Source organism: Kordia sp. (assembly GCF_965224175.1).
Taxonomy (GTDB): Bacteria; Bacteroidota; Bacteroidia; order Flavobacteriales; family Flavobacteriaceae; genus Kordia.
In genome coordinates this window covers 5,014,192-5,032,136 of the sequence record NZ_OZ245041.1, presented here as the reverse complement: position 1 = coordinate 5,032,136, position 17,945 = coordinate 5,014,192, and the positions used below count along the sequence as shown (strand labels likewise).

Annotated in this window: 21 protein-coding genes; 9 read left to right on the top strand and 12 right to left on the bottom strand. The window is 32.9% G+C overall.

The window, feature by feature from the left end; all coding sequences use genetic code 11:
- Nucleotides 1–36: 36 nt before the first annotated feature.
- The 3 genes from ACOQOS_RS21890 to ACOQOS_RS21880 are packed head-to-tail and all read right to left on the bottom strand — an operon-like array spanning nucleotide 37 to nucleotide 771.
- Entirely contained in the window at nucleotides 37–255 is a 219-nt protein-coding gene (locus tag ACOQOS_RS21890; RefSeq protein ID WP_420572562.1) for a hypothetical protein, read from the bottom strand.
- A gap of 12 nt (nucleotides 256–267) precedes the next feature.
- The gene (locus ACOQOS_RS21885) at nucleotides 268–492 is read right to left on the bottom strand and encodes a hypothetical protein (RefSeq protein ID WP_420572561.1); all 225 of its coding nucleotides are present in this window, start codon (nucleotides 490–492) and stop codon (nucleotides 268–270) included.
- 21 nt (nucleotides 493–513) lie between these two features.
- Nucleotides 514–771, bottom strand: a complete 258-nt coding sequence (locus ACOQOS_RS21880) for a hypothetical protein (protein ID WP_420572560.1) — start codon at nucleotides 769–771, stop codon at nucleotides 514–516.
- A gap of 286 nt (nucleotides 772–1,057) precedes the next feature.
- On the opposite strand from ACOQOS_RS21880, the gene ACOQOS_RS21875 reads away from it, so the two are divergent.
- Nucleotides 1,058–1,498: a Fur family transcriptional regulator gene (locus ACOQOS_RS21875; RefSeq protein WP_420575172.1), complete on the top strand. Its 441-nt coding sequence runs from the start codon at nucleotides 1,058–1,060 to the stop codon at nucleotides 1,496–1,498.
- A gap of 44 nt (nucleotides 1,499–1,542) precedes the next feature.
- Complete coding sequence (locus ACOQOS_RS21870; protein ID WP_420572559.1) at nucleotides 1,543–2,814, top strand: adenylosuccinate synthase; 1,272 nt, start codon at nucleotides 1,543–1,545, stop codon at nucleotides 2,812–2,814.
- Nucleotides 2,815–2,984: 170 nt separating this feature from the next.
- Here ACOQOS_RS21870 and ACOQOS_RS21865 read toward each other — a convergent pair whose 3' ends face one another.
- Nucleotides 2,985–3,494: a WapI family immunity protein gene (locus ACOQOS_RS21865; protein ID WP_420572558.1), complete on the bottom strand. Its 510-nt coding sequence runs from the start codon at nucleotides 3,492–3,494 to the stop codon at nucleotides 2,985–2,987.
- A 276-nt stretch (nucleotides 3,495–3,770) separates the two neighbouring features.
- On the opposite strand from ACOQOS_RS21865, the gene ACOQOS_RS21860 reads away from it, so the two are divergent.
- Genes ACOQOS_RS21860 through ACOQOS_RS21840 form a run of 5 tightly spaced genes read left to right on the top strand, consistent with a single transcriptional unit; the run spans nucleotide 3,771 to nucleotide 8,641 of the window.
- Nucleotides 3,771–4,070 carry a hypothetical protein gene (locus ACOQOS_RS21860; protein ID WP_420572557.1) on the top strand — a complete coding sequence of 100 codons (300 nt, stop codon included), beginning with the start codon at nucleotides 3,771–3,773 and terminating at the stop codon, nucleotides 4,068–4,070.
- A gap of 3 nt (nucleotides 4,071–4,073) precedes the next feature.
- Nucleotides 4,074–5,939, top strand: coding sequence for a DNA mismatch repair endonuclease MutL (gene mutL, locus ACOQOS_RS21855; RefSeq protein WP_420572556.1), 1,866 nt, complete (start codon nucleotides 4,074–4,076; stop codon nucleotides 5,937–5,939).
- Nucleotides 5,940–5,942: 3 nt separating this feature from the next.
- Nucleotides 5,943–6,707 (top strand): rhomboid family intramembrane serine protease, encoded by a 765-nt coding sequence (locus tag ACOQOS_RS21850; RefSeq protein WP_420572555.1) that lies wholly within the window; start codon nucleotides 5,943–5,945, stop codon nucleotides 6,705–6,707.
- A complete protein-coding gene (locus ACOQOS_RS21845) occupies nucleotides 6,707–7,603 on the top strand; it encodes a rhomboid family intramembrane serine protease (protein ID WP_420572554.1) in 897 nt (298 codons plus the stop codon). The genes ACOQOS_RS21850 and ACOQOS_RS21845 overlap by 1 nt, the downstream gene beginning before the upstream one ends.
- 3 nt (nucleotides 7,604–7,606) lie before the next feature.
- A complete protein-coding gene (locus ACOQOS_RS21840) occupies nucleotides 7,607–8,641 on the top strand; it encodes an endonuclease/exonuclease/phosphatase family protein (protein ID WP_420572553.1) in 1,035 nt (344 codons plus the stop codon).
- A gap of 3 nt (nucleotides 8,642–8,644) precedes the next feature.
- On the opposite strand, the gene ACOQOS_RS21835 is transcribed toward ACOQOS_RS21840, so the two are convergent.
- From ACOQOS_RS21835 to ACOQOS_RS21800, 8 genes are all read right to left on the bottom strand, one after another.
- On the bottom strand, nucleotides 8,645–9,430 hold the full coding sequence (locus ACOQOS_RS21835; protein ID WP_420572552.1) for a hypothetical protein: 786 nt from the start codon (nucleotides 9,428–9,430) through the stop codon (nucleotides 8,645–8,647).
- Nucleotides 9,431–9,506: 76 nt separating this feature from the next.
- On the bottom strand, nucleotides 9,507–9,818 hold the full coding sequence (locus tag ACOQOS_RS21830; protein WP_420572551.1) for a DUF6122 family protein: 312 nt from the start codon (nucleotides 9,816–9,818) through the stop codon (nucleotides 9,507–9,509).
- Complete coding sequence (locus ACOQOS_RS21825) at nucleotides 9,818–10,438, bottom strand: WbqC family protein (RefSeq protein WP_420572550.1); 621 nt, start codon at nucleotides 10,436–10,438, stop codon at nucleotides 9,818–9,820. Before ACOQOS_RS21825 ends, ACOQOS_RS21830 begins: the two co-directional genes overlap by 1 nt.
- A 67-nt stretch (nucleotides 10,439–10,505) precedes the next feature.
- A complete protein-coding gene (lepB, locus tag ACOQOS_RS21820; protein WP_420572549.1) occupies nucleotides 10,506–12,074 on the bottom strand; it encodes a signal peptidase I in 1,569 nt (522 codons plus the stop codon).
- Nucleotides 12,075–12,163: 89 nt separating this feature from the next.
- Nucleotides 12,164–12,865, bottom strand: coding sequence for a 4-hydroxy-tetrahydrodipicolinate reductase (dapB, locus tag ACOQOS_RS21815; protein WP_420572548.1), 702 nt, complete (start codon nucleotides 12,863–12,865; stop codon nucleotides 12,164–12,166).
- 32 nt (nucleotides 12,866–12,897) lie between these two features.
- Nucleotides 12,898–13,521 carry a DUF5683 domain-containing protein gene (locus tag ACOQOS_RS21810; RefSeq protein WP_420572547.1) on the bottom strand — a complete coding sequence of 208 codons (624 nt, stop codon included), beginning with the start codon at nucleotides 13,519–13,521 and terminating at the stop codon, nucleotides 12,898–12,900.
- Nucleotides 13,511–14,416, bottom strand: coding sequence for a ParB/RepB/Spo0J family partition protein (locus ACOQOS_RS21805; RefSeq protein ID WP_420572546.1), 906 nt, complete (start codon nucleotides 14,414–14,416; stop codon nucleotides 13,511–13,513). Before ACOQOS_RS21805 ends, ACOQOS_RS21810 begins: the two co-directional genes overlap by 11 nt.
- Before the next feature lie 5 nt (nucleotides 14,417–14,421).
- Nucleotides 14,422–15,192, bottom strand: coding sequence for a ParA family protein (locus ACOQOS_RS21800; protein ID WP_420572545.1), 771 nt, complete (start codon nucleotides 15,190–15,192; stop codon nucleotides 14,422–14,424).
- Between the two features lie 302 nt (nucleotides 15,193–15,494).
- Here ACOQOS_RS21800 and ACOQOS_RS21795 point away from each other — a divergent pair, with 302 nt between their 5' ends.
- On the top strand, nucleotides 15,495–17,240 hold the full coding sequence (locus ACOQOS_RS21795; RefSeq protein ID WP_420572544.1) for an OstA-like protein: 1,746 nt from the start codon (nucleotides 15,495–15,497) through the stop codon (nucleotides 17,238–17,240).
- Nucleotides 17,241–17,330: 90 nt separating this feature from the next.
- Nucleotides 17,331–17,870, top strand: coding sequence for an STM3941 family protein (locus ACOQOS_RS21790; RefSeq protein WP_420572543.1), 540 nt, complete (start codon nucleotides 17,331–17,333; stop codon nucleotides 17,868–17,870).
- Nucleotides 17,871–17,945: the final 75 nt, after the last annotated feature.

Here is a 17,945-nt window from a genome sequence, read left to right as displayed (position 1 = left end):
ACAGCTTTTTCTACAATAACTAGTGATAATTAAAATCTAGCACTCATCACATTTCTCTGGACAAGTCAGAGAGCAATAACAAGTTGCTATTATTGTACACGCATCATGCGCAGTTCGTCTTGTCTTTTTTGTTTTTATTGGCTCTGTTGGCACTTCACTTGGAACTTCTGTTCCGCCTTGCAAGTTAAAAGTTTCTAAGCTTGAAATAACTTTTTTTCCCAATATTAATTTTGGTGTGAATTCTTTTTTCTTCATCGTCAGTCTTTTTTAATTACACATATCTTTTGTTCTACAATAAAATGTACAAACATCACCTTTTGTTTCACAGTTTTCAGGTGCTGTAACTAATGTAGTAAGTCTTACTGTTTCGTTGGCTGTAACTGCTATATCGCTTGTAATGCCATCAGTACCGCCTTTTATTTGAATATTGTCTACATTAGAAACAATACGTTTTCTTAATTGCAGTCTTATATGGATATCCTTTTTTTTCATAATATAAAAACATTAAAGTTATTACTGATCTGTAGTCACTGGACAAAAACAAGCGGTTTCAACACAACTTGGAGGAATGGTTGTACATTTGGTAGAGCCATCAGTACAATGTTCACGTTGTTTAGTGTACACATCTATAGTAATCTTTATTGTTGTCACAATTACATACGTTGCTGTTCTAACAGCACCATCTGTTCCACCACTAAGGCGGTTTTTTTGTAAATTAGAAATAACATTCTTTCTAAGATAAAGTCGTGAATTGAATTCTTTTTTTTTCATAATATAAAACATTAAAGTTAATCACATGCCAGAATCACGCCTATACAGACGTAAATGACAATACTGTTTTATACATAAACTCAGGAGAACACACATTTCTGATAATCAGAAACATACTCTTTAAAATTACGTTTTTAATAATAAAAAAACAAACAAAATCAAGGCTTCTGACAATAAATATGTCATTGTTCATATCTCTGTTAGAATTCCGTGTACGAATATGTCCTTAAATTTGAAAAATAAGTGTAAATTTGTTTTTTAATCTTCAGCTGAGATGCAACAACATATGGAGGAAAATAATCAAGATATTGTAAAAAACGTTTTTACAAAGTTTTTAGAAGACAACGGACATAGAAAGACTCCAGAGCGCTTCGCAATACTTCAAGAAATTTACGAAAGTGAAGAACATTTTGATATAGAATCATTGTATATCAAAATGAAAAATAAAAATTATAGAGTTAGTAGAGCTACACTTTACAACACTATAGAGCTTTTATTAGACAGTAACTTAGTACGTAAACATCAATTTGGTCAAAATCAAGCACACTACGAAAAATCATATTTTGACAAACAACACGATCATATTATCCTTACGGACACTGGTGAAGTAATGGAATTTTGTGATCCTAGAATCCAAAGCATCAAAAAAACAATCGAAGAAATTTTTGATATTGATATTCACAATCACTCATTATATTTCTACGCAACCAAAAAAAATAAAAGCTAAGAGCACACACAACTAACAACAACACACTAACTCAATTTAATACAATGGCAGTAGATTTACTACTCGGACTTCAATGGGGAGACGAAGGCAAAGGGAAAATTGTTGACGTACTTACCGCAAACTACGATATTATTGCACGTTTTCAAGGTGGACCAAATGCAGGTCACACTTTAGAATTTGATGGAATTAAACATGTACTACGTACAATTCCTTCTGGAATTTTTCACGAAACCGCTACCAATGTAATTGGAAACGGCGTTGTGATTGATCCCGTAGTTTTTAAGAAAGAATTAGATGGTTTGGCTAAATTCAATATTGATATCAAAACCAAACTAATTATTTCTAGAAAAGCACACTTAATTTTACCGACACATCGTTTGCTGGATGCTGCTTCAGAAGCTTCAAAAGGAAAAGCAAAGATTGGCTCTACATTAAAAGGTATTGGTCCAACATATATGGACAAAACCGGAAGAAATGGTATTCGTGTCGGTGATTTAGAATTGGACAACTGGAAAGATAAATATCGCGCTTTAACCAATAAACATGAAGCGATGATTAACTTCTATAATGTAGATGTTCAGTATGATTTAGAAGAAATGGAAACGGAATTCTTTGAAGCTGTGGAAGTTTTAAAAACACTACAATTTATTGATAGTGAAGAATATATTTACCAAGCACAAAAAAATGGAAAGACAATTTTAGCAGAAGGCGCGCAAGGTTCTTTGTTAGATATTGACTTTGGAACGTATCCGTTTGTAACTTCATCCAATACAACAGCCGCTGGAGCTTGTACAGGTTTAGGAGTTGCGCCAAACAAAGTAAAAGATGTTTTTGGAATTTTTAAAGCATATACAACACGTGTAGGTTCAGGACCTTTTCCAACAGAATTATTTGATGAAGTTGGTTCGGAAATGGCACGTATTGGAAATGAATTTGGAGCTGTTACTGGAAGACCAAGACGCTGTGGATGGTTAGATTTAGTGGCTTTAAAATATGCAACACAAGTAAATGGTGTTACACAATTAATGATGATGAAAGGTGATGTACTTTCTGGTTTTAAAACCTTAAAAGTATGTACCGCTTATAAATATAAAGGGGAAACTATTTCGCATCTTCCTTATAATATAGAAGCTGAAAATGTAGAACCTATTTATACCGAATTTAACGGTTGGAAAGAAGATTTAACCAAAATGACAGATCCGTCACAGTTTCCAAAAGAACTGAATGATTATATCGATTTCTTGGAAAAAGAACTTGAAATTCCAATTAAAATTGTTTCTGTCGGTCCTGATAGAACACAGACAATACATAGATAAAACTAAAAAGAGGCTGTCTAAAAAGGCAATTGAAGCGTCATTCTGAGCTAGACTCAGAATCTCACAACACTGATTTTAACTGTTATGAGAAACCGAATTAAGTTCGGTTTGACGAAATTGATACTTTTAGACAGCCTCTTTTCTTTTGAGATTGATCTTACATTTAGTTCTTATTCACCTTCCCATTTCGGTCTTTTTGACTCAACTTTCCATCCAATCTCCATTTCTATATCTAATTCTGCTCTTAACTTTTTTACGACTCTTTCAATTTCCATAGAATTCATTTCACAATCCACAAAAACTTTTTTAAAAAAGTCTTCTTTTTTAGTACCTGGCGCAAGCGAATATCCGCCAACACCTGGTACAGGTACTGTATTATCATGTGTGATCCGAATTAATTTTGAATCTGAATTGTTTTCTACTAAATCAAAATAAAATTGATCATTCATGGTCAAAAGCCTAGGCTCCACTGGTTCATTTAACAATAATTTTTCAAACCAATTAATAATTTTTTCAACTTCGGAAACCAGAATACTTGTCATTGTTAATGCATCTTCAATTTGTAAATACAAACTCAATCCGGTTATTTCTAATTGTGTATAAAACCCTGTAAGTTCTGCTTGATCAAAGTATTCTAAACTGAAATCTATATGTTTATGATTAAGTCCTTTAAATATCATCAATGTATATTTTTAATTGAGAGCTTTCAAAATAGTCCATCCGCCTGATTTTTCAAAAAGAACGGGATAATTATTATTTATAAGAAAGGATACTAAACTTCAATCAAGATTGTTTTTGTTTCAATCAATAGAATAAAAGCAATACACACACAATCAACAAAAAGCTTTAAAAATGGAAGCATTTTTAGTTCTAAATTTACTTTTGTTAACATTTTTTATAGATTTAGGAATGGTTTTTGTTCAGTTTTTAGGTAACTTTGATATAATTCTACGCCTATGTTATTTAAGGGAAAAACATTTAAACTGAGAAAGAATAAACGATTCAATTATACACCTCGTTATTATGATGGTAAAGAGACTGGAAACGTTTATCATATAGAGTCGAGATTTGTGAAGCATAGAGAAACTCTCAATGCAAATGACTTTGGAGCACATTGGAAAGAAGCACGAAAAGCCAGTAGACATCGAGGAAATCGTGAAGTTTCTATACGTTTGATTGTTATCATCGCCATACTTATATTGATTTTCTTGTATTTTATTGACTTTGACCTATCAATATTTACTAGAGGAAGATAATACATGGCAGACATAATAAAGCTTTTACCCGATCATGTGGCAAACCAAATTGCCGCAGGAGAAGTTGTGCAGCGACCTGCATCAGTGGTAAAAGAGTTACTTGAAAATGCAATTGATGCAAAAGCTACCGAAATCAAGTTGATTGTTAAGGAAGCAGGAAAAACACTTATACACGTTATTGACAACGGATTTGGAATGAGCGAAACAGATGCGCGACTTTCCTTTGAACGTCATGCTACGTCCAAAATTCAAGCAGCAGAAGATTTATTTAATTTACACACCAAAGGTTTCCGCGGAGAAGCACTAGCTTCTATTGCCGCAATTGCACATGTTGAATTGCAAACGAAAAAAGAAGCTGACGAACTTGGTACACGTATTAAAATTGAAGGAAGTAAGATTGTAACACAAGAAGTAGCTACAACTCCAACAGGAACTTCTATCGCTGTAAAAAATCTATTTTATAATATTCCTGCGCGTCGAAATTTCTTGAAATCAAACGCTGTAGAGCTACGTCATATTATTGATGAGTTTCAACGTGTTGCACTGGCACATTCAGACATAGGTTTTGTATTGTATCATAATGGAAATGAATTGTTCAATCTTCCAAAAAGCAATATAAGACAACGTATTGTTAATATTTTGGGAGGAAAAACGAATGAAAAATTAGTTCCCATTCAGGAAGATACAGACATTGTAAAGATTAATGGTTTTGTCGGAAAACCTGAATTTGCTAAGAAAAGTAGAAACGAACAGTTTTTCTTTGTTAATAATCGTTTCATTAAAAGCCCGTATTTGCATCACGCGATCAATGCTGCTTTTGAAGGTTTACTGAAAGAAAAGACACAACCAAGTTATTTTATCTATCTCGATGTAAATCCCGAAACGATTGATATTAATATTCATCCTACAAAAACAGAAATTAAATTTGATGATGAACATTCGCTCTACGCTATGTTACGCGCTACAGTAAAACATAGTTTAGGACAATTTAATATCGCGCCTGTACTCGATTTTGAACGCGATGCTAATTTAGATACTCCATACGATTACAAAAACAAGCAAGTAGCTGCTCCAAATATTCAGGTAGATCGCAGTTTTAATCCGTTTGCAGACGAGAAGAAAATTTCTGGAAGTACTACAACTGCACAACCACGATATACAAATTACAAAAAAGAAGCTACGGAAGGTTGGGAAAGCTTATATGTTGGACTCGAATCAAAGTCAAATTCCGCACCATTTTCAACCGAAAACATCGAATTTGAATCTGAAGAAGTTACAAGTTCACTGTTTACCAATGAAGAACCTCGTGAAACACTCACGTATCAATTGCACAGAAAATATATTGTAAGTTCTATCAAATCAGGAATTGTTATTATTGATCAACATAGAGCACATCAACGTGTTTTGTACGAACAATTATTACGAAATATTACCGTGAGTGAAGCAGTAAGTCAACAACTACTATTTCCTGTAACATTTACATTTTCTACAAGTGAAATTGCCTTATTAAAAGAAGTTAAAGAAAGTTTAGAAAACATCGGATTCATGTTCAGTAACATTACCGATGACACCATCGAACTTTCTGGAATTCCATCAAATATCTCTGAGAGTGAATTACAAATCATCATCGAACAAATGCTGAATGATTTTCAAGGTGAAATTCCTGATACAGGATTTAGTCAAACAGATGTTTTAGTAAAGTCATTAGCAAAAAGCATGGCAATTCGCACAGGAAAAAAATTAGAAGTAGAAGAACAACAAGCATTGGTAAACAATCTTTTTGCTTGTAAAGAACCTACTGTTTCTCCTTTTCAAAGAACCATATTCATCACATTAAGCGTAGATGATTTAGATAAAAAATTTATATAAGTTATGATGCGCATTACTGATACTGTAAAACATCTCATCATTATCAATGTGATACTTTGCCTAACTACAGTTGTGTTAGCTGAACGTGGTATTGATCTTTTTCAGGTGCTTGCTCTTTATTTTACCGATCATCCTAACTTCGGCTTCTGGCAACCAATTACAAGTATGTTTATGCATTCTGTCTCAAGTCCTACACATGTTTTATTTAACATGATAGCTTTATGGATGTTTGGCTCACGATTGGAAATGCAATGGGGCGCCACAAAGTTTTTAGCTTTTTATTTCATTACGGGTGTAAGCGCAGGATTATTACACACAATAGTAAATTATTATGGCGTATATAGCAATGTAAATATTTTGATGGATGCTGGTTTTACGCAACCAAACATCATGTCTACACTTGCTGAAGGAAAGTATATAGTAGCTTGGGAAAACATCCTGTCGCCAGAACAATTTAAAACATTTGTAAATTCTTACAGAGTTCCTGCTGTTGGAGCTTCTGGAGCTATTTATGGAGTCATTGTAGCATATGCCTTAACTTACCCAAGGGAAGAAATTATGTTGATGTTTATTCCAATTCCTATCAAAGCATTGTATTTAGCCGGCGGATTGCTAACGTATGATTTCCTTGCTGGATTTTTTGAAAGAACGGGAATTTTTAGAGAAGGAAATGTAGCACATATGGCACATATTGGTGGAGCTGTTGCAGGTTTTATACTAATGTGGTATTTTAATAAAACACAGTTTAACAAAAATCGTTGGGATTAATGGATACGAAAACACGTTTATTAACTATGTATCGTGGATTTAATGTTGCTGAAAAGTTGATTGCAATTAATATCACAATTTTTGCAATAATATCTATCTATGACGCTATATTCTACTCATTTAGTGGTGGCGTACATGCAACATTTTTTTCAAATTACTTTGCTTTGCAAAATGGCTGGACTCCTGTTTTATATAAACCATGGACTATTGTAAGTTGTGCTTTTTTACATGCAAGTTTTGGACATTTATTATCTAATTGTATTGTATTGTATTTTTCCGGACGCATCTTTCTTACTTTTTTTACAGAAAAACAATTCATCACAGTATATGCATATGGAATTTTAGCAGGCTCTATTTTCTTCCTACTTGCATACAACCTATTGCCTACTTTTAAAAATATAGACGCCACAGCCGTTGGAGCTTCTGCTGCTGTTTTGGCAATATTAGTAGCTGGTGCAACATATGCGCCTAATTATGTAGTAAATCTTTTTGGTGTATTTCAAATTAAATATTGGATTATTGCCGTTTTATTAGTCATTTCTTACATTTCTTATATTCCGTTAGGAAACGCTGGCGGACAATATGCACACATAGGCGGAGCTTTAATTGGATTTATGTATGCTAGACAACTTACCAAAGGAAATGATATTGGTATTGGTTTTGAACGTTTCTGGGATCGTTTGAATGACTTTTTTACACCAAAAAAGAAATCTCCTTTAAAAACTGTATACAAAAACAAGACAAAAAAGCGTTCTACTACTACAACAAGTGTTAAGTCTGCATCTGAGAAACAACAAAAAGTAGATGCTATTTTAGATAAAATTAGTAAGTCTGGCTATGAAAGCTTGACTAAGGCTGAAAAAGATTTCCTGTTTAAAGCTGGAAAGGAAAATTAATGTATGAGCGAAAAGAAGAAAAGATTAGGTTGTTTGGGTAGAATTATCTTCTTCTTCAATTCTGTATTCGCAGCTTTGTTACTACTATCCTATGTTTTACCGTATGCAGTTCCCAAAAGCTTCCCTATATTATCAGTACTAAGTTTATTAGTTCCTGTATTTATTGTGATCAATTTCATCTTTATGATTTTCTGGATTTTAACTGTGAGAAGGCAATTTTTAGTATCGTTTGTCGTCTTAGTTTTAGGATATTCTCATGTTACATCTTTATATAAATTTTCAGGAAATAAATCGGAACCTACAGAAAATTCACTTTCTGTAATGAGTTATAATGTTCGCTTATTTAATATTTATGATTGGATAAAGGAAGAACAGATTGATAAAAAAATCATTGACTTAGTACAATCTGAATCGCCAGATATTGTTGCAATTCAAGAATTTCACCGCAACCAAGAAGCTGCTTTTAGTTTCTATCCTTACAAGTATATTGTATTGCGCAGTAGGAATAAGAAAACGGGACAAGCCATTTTTTCTAAAACACCGATCATACATAAAGGTTCATTAGAATTTCCAAACACCGCAAATAATGCAATTTATATAGATATTATAAAAAATAAGGATACAATTCGTGTGTACAATTTGCATTTAGAATCTTTACGCATCAACCCGAAACAAGAAGAGTTTTCTCAGAAGAATTCTGAACGTTTGCTAAAACGCATGGCAAATACTTTCAAAATGCAGCAATCGCAAGCAGAACTCTTTGAAATCAACCGCAAAAACTGTGATTACAAAAAAATTATTTTGGGTGATTTTAACAATACACAATTTTCAAATGTCTATAAAACTATTAAAGGCGACATGAAAGATGCGTTTGTAGAAGCTGGAAACGGTTTTGGAAAAACGTTGGATTACCCTTTTTTCCCTATGCGAATTGACTTTATTCTTGTAGATGAATCTTTCACCGTGAATAAATTTAAAACTTTTGCGCAACATTATTCAGATCATTTTGCGATACGAAGTGTGATTTCGTTGGATTGAGTTTCAACTTTCTTCATCATTAAAAATAAATTTTTCTCCATCTAATTCCATTGTCGTTTTTATTCCTTCCAACATCAATGCAGTAGCTAAGTCAAATGGTTTTTCAGCATTTTTCCCCTTAAATGAAAAGTAGGCTTCTGCTGCTCCATAGAATACCATCCTCATTCCAATTAATCCAAAATTATCTGGTTCATGAAATTGATAATAAAAGACAGCTGGATTATTTCCCTTAATTTCTCTATTTAATTCTTTCTCAATGTCAAATCCTTTTTTTATATATTTTTTAAATGTTTGCATGTTCTTATTACTGTATTCAATAAAACCCAAAAACATTTCTAACTCTCCTTTGAAACTCTCTTTAAACTCTTCAAAGTATAGTCCATAAGCTATATGTTTTAAACAATTTGATAACCTCTCTGTATTGGGATTGCCAACTGAAATAGTTCTAAATTTACCATCTGTACTTTTTATTTTATAGAACTTATGATTCCTTAGCACTTGCTTCTCTATAAAATTTTTATTTTTCCTTTTCAATGCCCTATTTGCCTTAGTCAATTGTTGAAAATTTCCAACTATATTATTCTTTATCAAACCTGACAAAGACAACATTAAGAATTCATCATCATCGGATTTTTTAGAATTATGAATATCACATGAAGGTACTGTTATCAAGTTTTTTCTAAAATTTACCCCTTTAGTATCTTTAACAGCAGGAAATAAACACAATGGAGGTACGTGCTCTCTAGTTGTTGCTTCTCTATCACACATGTAGCATTTTACTTTTTTCATTCTTGACATTTCTATATTAGCAAAGTTAAAAATATAAGATAATACATTGTTAAAAATAAAGTTTTATCCTACCTATCTACATCATCCAACAATCTACTACATCAGCCAAAATATGTAAAAGTAAACCAATTCCGAGAATTCGTGTTTTCTTGAAGATTAGAAATCCTACATAAACGGCAATTGCATAGTAACTGTGTAATGGATGAAAGTTGATACTACAACGATTCGGGTCAAAAATTGGTGTTGCCAATAAATGATCGAGATCAATAAGCATACATAAGAGAAATACGAAATAGGTGGTTTTCCATGCTTTTCTATAAAGTAATAGTGCAATGAGTAATGGAAAAATAAAATGCAAACCGTAATGAGCAAAAGGTCTTAAAATCATTACAAGATTGTCTGCTGTTCCAAATACGTGAGTGCGTTTGTTCCTTCGTTAAATAGTAAATCCAAAATGCTCAAATTTGGAATAAAACCATGTTTATTTTCAAAAACCTGTGTATACGTATCAAAACCATAGTCAGGTTCTTTTTTAACGACAGCTAGCTTTCTGAAATCTTGAATATCTTCTACAATCGCATCATATTCTTCTGTTTTGGAAGTTGGCACTTCTAATTGCAAACATTCATTAATGATTTCAATCGCATCAAAATTCAAGTCCATTAAGTTTGTATATCTCTTTTCAAATAACGGACGCAATTCGTCTTCATAATATTCAAAATAAGGCGAAGTACGGTATGCGCTTTCTAAAGATTTCCAATGCAAGCGTTGCCAAGCAGTTTCATTTGCTATCTGAATTTCTTTGTATTTTACATGCTTTACCTTCTTATCATGTCGCACAGGAACATTCAACATTAATCTTCCATTAGCGCCATAGATATAGGTGCGATTGCGATAGGTTTGTTTCTGAAAATTATCTTCCATTTCAAACACCAAATGCTCGGCAGTAGCAAATGCTACATAATTTGCTATGCTTGGAAAGTATGTTGGATGGACTATACTACTCAATCCTGTTTAATTTATAGGTTTTATAAGTTAAGTTTAAAGTCATTGCAGAAAACACAATCAACTAATACTACTTAGCCGCAGCTTTCTTCTTTTTTCTAAAGTAATTAAACACAAACCAACCTGCGAGTAATATTAAGAAATACTTGAAATATGAAACAGGCTCTCCTTCTCCACTTACAGTAGTAAACAAACGATTCCAACGAATTTTATTGAATCCTGTTGCTTTGGTATCCCAACTCATCCATACAAATACAGGTTTTCCAAGTACGTGATCAAACGGAACAAATCCCCAACTTCTAGAATCTTGCGAATTTCCTCGGTTATCTCCCATCATCCAGTAATAATCTTGCTCAAAAGTATACGAAGTAATTACTTTTCCGTCAATTTTAATTTGGTTGTCTTCAACGGTTAAGTTTTTCCCTTCATATTCTGCAATAGCTCTCTTGTACAAAGGAATGTTCTCCATCGTTAATTGTACTGTACTACCAGCATAAGGAATATCAATTGCTCCAAAGTTTGTATTGTTCCAGTTATAATTTTTAGAGTGTGGAAAAATACCAGCATCTCTTTGTCCTGCTGGCTCTAAATACTTTTCTACTTTTAATACATTTGGATGATTTTTTAACTCTGCTGCAGTTTTTTCAGTCAACCCTGGAAATACATATATATTTGGATTCCCTGGAATCGTACCAAACTCATCTGTAATATCATAACGATCGTGCATGTATTGTGGACTGAAACGCTGACCTTTTGTATGTACAATATATTTAAACTGTAGTTTAGCACGTTCTGGCAACACGTTTTGTTTTCCATTGATAAACACAAAACCATCACGCACTTCTAGTTTATCTCCAGGCAATCCAACACAACGTTTTACATAGTTTGATCGCTTATCTAATGGCTTATATAACGTTTTACTATTTGGATCATTAATTACCGTTAACGTATCTGCCGGCCAATTAAATACCACAATATCATTACGCTCTATACTTTCAAAACCAGGAAATCTGTAATACGGTAATTGTGGTTCTTTCATATACGATTTCATTCCTGTAAATGGAATTGCATCATGTACCATTGGTAAAGCCACAGAAGTCATCGGTGTTCTTGCTCCGTAATGAATTTTACTCACAAATAAGAAATCACCAACTAATAATGTTTTTTCTAACGATGACGACGGAATTACAAATGGCTGCATTACGTATGTATGTACTAAAGTAGCTGCAACAACTGCAAATAATATAGATGCAATCCATTCGCCTGCAGACGTTCTTGGTTTTAAGCTTCTTTCGTGTACATATTCCACATCCAACATGTAGTTTACGTAGTAAATATAAAATCCTAAGGTAATTACGACTAAAATGGTTTCATAACGTTCCGTACGTCCAAAACTACGTATCGTTTCTACCCAAAGTACTGGAAAAACAATCAAGTTTACAATTGGAATAAATAGTAAAATTACCCAATACCATTCTTTTGGTCGATTGATAATTCTCATCAATATCAATGCATTGTATACAGGAACCAATGCTTCCCAAGCTTTCCTACCTGCTTTTACATAGAGTTTCCACGTTCCTAAAAAATGAATAATTTGAACAATGAAGAAAAATATTAAAAATGCCTGCGTAAACGTCATTTGTTGTTTATTTAATGATTCAGTTATGAACTAAATCCTGTTGGTTATTTACAAATATATAAGCCGAAAGGTAATATATTTTATATTTATTATATGTTTAACACGTCTTTCATCGTGTGGACTCCTTTTTTATCCTTAATCCATTCTGCAGCAACAACTGCGCCCAAAGCAAACCCTTGGCGATTATGTGCTTCGTGTTTTATGGAAATACTATCAATTTTGGAGTTATACGTAATTTCATGTGTTCCTGGAACTTCAGGAATACGTTTGGCAACAATAGGAATTTCACGATCAGTTTCTGCTGTATCTAATTTCCAGTCGTTATAATCTGTATGTGCTATGATTCCTTCGGCAAGGGTAATTGCCGTTCCACTCGGTGCATCAAGCTTTTTTGTATGATGAATTTCTTCTACATGTACTTTGTAATCTTCTAATTGAGACATCATTTTTGCCAAATAAGCATTCATCTCAAAGAAAATATTTACACCCAAACTAAAGTTAGAGGCATAAATAAAAGCTCCTTTTTCAGCTTCACATAATGTTACCACTTCATCATATTTTTCCAACCAACCTGTAGTTCCAGAAATGACAGGAATTTGATGTTTGATGCAATGTGTAATATTTTGGAAAGCTGCAGACGGAATACTAAAATCTATGGCAACATCTACAGTAGTGAAATCATACGTAGCAATATCTCTAGAAATTTTATGCACAATTACATGTCCTCTTTCGAGTGCTACTTTCTCAATCTCCTTCCCCATTCTACCATAACCTAGCAATGCAATATTCATGTTGTACTGTTTTTGAATGTATTGTAAAAAGGCTAAAATTTAAAATTGAGCGTCAATCCAAGATTACGATTGAAGTCAACATCATTTTGATCAATATGTGGACGTAATGAAAGATCATCGCTCACATTAAACTGCAATAAATGTGCATCTACATTGGCGTCTACGATGTTTAGCACGTAAGCAACAACAGTCAGTAATAATGATAAATCACGATTTCTTTGATAGAATTCTTGTGCATCAATAAGTGCATTATTATCTGTCACAATTCCTTGAAATTCGTCATCAGTAAAACCTGCCAAACGACTTTTGTATGCACGACGATAGCGATTGTATTTATTATTATTGTCTATATAAAAGTAGATTCCTGTTCCTAATGCAGCATATACAATTGGAATTTTCCAGTACTTTTTATTGTAAGCTTGTCCTAAACCTGGCAAGATAGCAGAGTAAAATGCGGCTTTAGATGGCGATAACGGATTAATTGCCTTTTTTTCATCTACAACAACTGCGTTTTCCACCTTTAATTCAGAAGCTTCTGTTGTTTGTTCCTTCTTCTCTTTATCCTTCTCCGTTGTCTTTTCTTTTTCTTCTTGCGACCAAGATAATTGGCAAGCAAAACATACAAAGAAAATCGCTACAATGATTTTATTTCCCACTTTTCAGTAATTTTTTAATTCGCGAAAAGTCTTCTTCTGAATGAAATGGAATGGTGATTTTTCCTTTTCCGTTTCGTCCGACTTTTACATCTACTTTGTGACCAAAATATTCTGAGAAATCACGAATTCCTTTTTTTATAAACTTCGGAATATCTTCTTTTTCAGTTTTTGGTGCATCAATAGTTTTATCTTGTTTGTATTTCTTTACCATTTCTTCTGTTTCACGAACAGATAAAGATTTGGAAAGAATCATCTCATAGATTTCTAATTGATCGTTTGTGTTTTCAATATTCACTAACGTACGTCCGTGTCCCATACTTAAAAAACCATCACGCATTCCTGTTTGAATGATTGGATCTAACTTTAATAAGCGTAAATAGTTTGCTATAGTAGAACGTTTTTTACCAACACGCTGACTCATTTGTTCTTGCGTTAAGCTAATCTCGTCAATCAATCGTTGGTAAGACAATGCTATTTCGATAGGATCTAAATCAGAACGTTGAATATTTTCTACCAATGCCATTTCTAATGACTCTTGATCGTTTGCAATACGTACGTACGCAGGAATTGTTTCCAATCCAATTAATTTGGAAGCTCTATAACGACGCTCACCTGAAACTAATTGATATTTTTCAAAACCTAGCTTACGAACTGTAATTGGTTGAATAACGCCTAATTCTCTAATAGAAGAAGCTAATTCGCGAAGTGCTTCTTCATTAAAATTGGTACGCGGTTGAAACGGATTTACTTCTATCGTTTTGATTGCTAACTCTACAATGTTTCCAACAACCTTGTCTGCATTCTTGTCTGAAACTGATGTAATATCATTTTCAGGATCTTTTAATAATGCAGATAATCCTCTTCCTAATGCTTGTTTTTTTGTTGCCTTCGCCATAAATCTTATTTACCACTGTTTTTCTTAATCACTTCATGAGCCAAACTCAAATAATTGGTTGCACCTTTACTACTTGCATCATAATTAATAATGCTTTCTCCATAACTTGGTGCTTCACTCAATCGTACATTTCGTTGAATAATGGTCGTAAATACCATATCGTTGAAATGCTTTTGTACTTCTTCAACCACTTGATTCGATAATCGCAAGCGAGAATCATACATTGTTAATAGCAATCCTTCAATATCTAATGCCGGATTGTGTATTTTTTGTACACTTTTAATTGTATTTAACAACTTCCCTAAACCTTCTAATGCAAAATACTCACATTGTATAGGAATCATTACTGCATCAGCAGCTGTTAATGCGTTCAAGGTCAATAATCCTAATGATGGTGCACAATCAATTAAAATGTAATCGTAATCATCTTTAATTGGAGCCAATGCTTTGCGCAACATATATTCACGCTGATCTTTGTCTACCAATTCTATTTCAATAGCTACCAAATCAATATGTGCAGGAATGATACTTAAATTCGGAGAACTTGTTTCCATTACTACATCTGCTGCATTTAATGTATGCTCAAGCAATTGATACGTACCCTTTTCGATACTCTCTACATCAATTCCTAATCCAGAAGTTGCGTTTGCTTGTGGATCAGCATCAATCAATAATACCTTTTTTTCTAGTACGCCTAACGATGCCGCTAAGTTTACCGATGTTGTAGTTTTTCCTACACCACCTTTTTGATTTGCAATAGCAATTATTTTGCCCATGGTTTGTTTGAGGATTTTAAGCGATAAAAATACAATTATTATTGAGTTAATGAAATGAAAATTATTAACAACTATGATAATGTTTCGTTAAATATTAAATCTAGTAAAATCAAGCATTACACTAGATTTACACTAGAAAAATCAGCAAATAAGCAACTTAAAGTAAGTAGTTTCCAAGTTAAAAAATCATAAATTATAAACTTTGCATGCAAAAAAGATTATTTTTGGTCGAAAATTTAACAGTTGTAAACTCATATTTTTATAAAAAAGTATAGCAATTGTTAGTAGTATGAAAAGCTTTTATGAAGAAATTATTCGTCTTACTTTTTTTAGCACAAGTTGCCTTCTCTCAAACACAAACTCCAAAAGGAGAAAAAACCGTGATTAAAATTGTGTATGGAGGAGATTTAACTGTGAATGAAAATAAATATCCTGGCGCAAAAATATTTTCTAAAACGCAAAAATCACAAGTGCGTTTTGAACATGAAGGTATGGATTTATGGTGCGATAGAGCCGTGTTGTTTCAAGATAGAAACTGGGTAAAAGCCTATGGGAATGTTTTTATTCAACAAGGAGATTCAGTAGAAATGTCTAGTGAATACATTGAGTATGATGGAAATACAAAATTAGCCGTTTCAAAACGAAATGTTCGTTTGCAAAATACTGACATGACGTTGACTACTGATACTTTATATTTTGACAGAAACGAACAAGAAGCTTATTTCAACACAAAAGGAATTGTAAAAGATAGCGCCACAACACTGACAAGTATCGAAGGACGTTATTTTATGCAAAAGAACAAATATCAGTTCTTAAAAAAAGTAAACATTGTTAATCCAGAATACACTGTAAATTCTGCACAATTAGACTACTACACCGATTCAAAACACGCTTATATGTATGGACCTTCTACCATCAAAGGTGAAGAATACACTATATATTGCGAACGTGGTTTTTACAATACTGTAACCGAAAAAGGATATTTTGTCAAAAAATCACGTATCGATTACGATAACAGAATCATTAATGGTGATAGTTTGTATTTTGAAAAGAATACTGAATTTGCTTCTGCCACAAACAACATAAAAATTACTGACACCATCAATAATATGGTGCTTAAAGGTCATTATGGCGAAGTGTACAAAGCAAAAGATTCTGCTTACATTACCAAACGTGCCGTTGCCATTAGTCTGGTAGAAACTGACTCTATGTATATTCATGGAGATCGTTTGTTGGTGACTGGACCTGCTGAAAATAGAGTCATCCGCGCTTATAAAAATGTAAAATTCTTTAAAACAGACATGAGCGGAAAATGTGATTCTTTGTTTGCTGACAATAAATCTGGAATTACAAAGTTACTACGTCGTCCAATTATGTGGAATGGTGATAGTCAAATGACTGGAGACACAATTTTTCTAATTTCCAATACAAAAACAGAAAAGTTAGATTCATTAAAAGTAATCAACAATGCTTTTATTGTACAAAAAGATACGCTTGGCGAAGGTTACAATCAAGTAAAAGGATTAAATCTATATGGAAAGTTCGAAGAAAACAAACTTCGCGAAGTTGATGTCGTAAAAAACACAGAAGTTGTCTACTATATGTATAATGATAATAATGAATTTATAGGAATTGACAAAACGATTTGTAGTGCGATCAACTTGACTCTAAACGAAAATCAAATAGAAGACATTACCTTTTTCACACGACCAGATGGTGTTATTTATCCTGATAAAGATCTACCAAAAAATGCACGTAAACTTCGTGGTTTCATTTGGCGTGGCGATGAACGCATGTATTCAAAAGATGATATTTTTGATGAAGATGACAATAATTTAGTATTGCCTGTTATCCGCGGACTTAATAACGCAATGGATCCTTTAGAAGAAGAAAAAGATCCTGAAAAAGAAGTATTAAAATCTACTGTAAAAACAGCTCCAACAAAGAAAAAGAAGAAAAAAGCTGCTAAAAAAAGTACAACTACTCAAAAGAAAAAACTTATTGCAAATACGAAGTTTAAGAAACAGAATACCTCTAAAGAAGAGTAAATCACTTAAGCTTCATAACTTTCACACATTTTAACATTGCAAGAGCGTAACATTTTTCAATGGCAAGAGTCTATACATAAAACTACCATTATGAGTGACCAAATTGAAATTGCAACTAGTAAAAGAAAAATGTTCCTGTATACTTTAGGAAGTATTGCATTTGTGGTTTCAGGTTTTTTCATCTATAAAAACGAAAGCAATCTTAAGTTTATAGGTATGATTGCAATGTTGTTTTTTGGTCTTACTGGTATTTTAGCTTTGAAAAGATTGATTCAATCAAAAGCTGGACTCATCATCAACTCTAAAGGAATCATAGATAATTCTACAGCAACTAGTGTTGGTTTTATTCCTTGGCAGGATATTAATGGTTTTCAACCTATCAAAGTCGTTTCTAATGATTTTTTGGTGGTTCATGTTAAAAATCCCAAAGCATACATCAACAAAGAAAAGAATATACTTACGAGACAAAGTTTACAGTACAATCTCAACAATTACGGCTCGCCAATAGCTATCAATAGCGCTTCACTTGTTTCAAAATTTGAAACTACTGAACAAATATTATTAAAAGCTTCCAAAAAATATTCAACTACTTCGGGGCAAGCTCGCGAAACTTTGAACAGAAACAATTAAAACATTTCGACGTAAGCATCAGAGTATTTAAATTTTGATTATCGAGTAGTTCGATACCTAGCCTAAGAAGTGGTT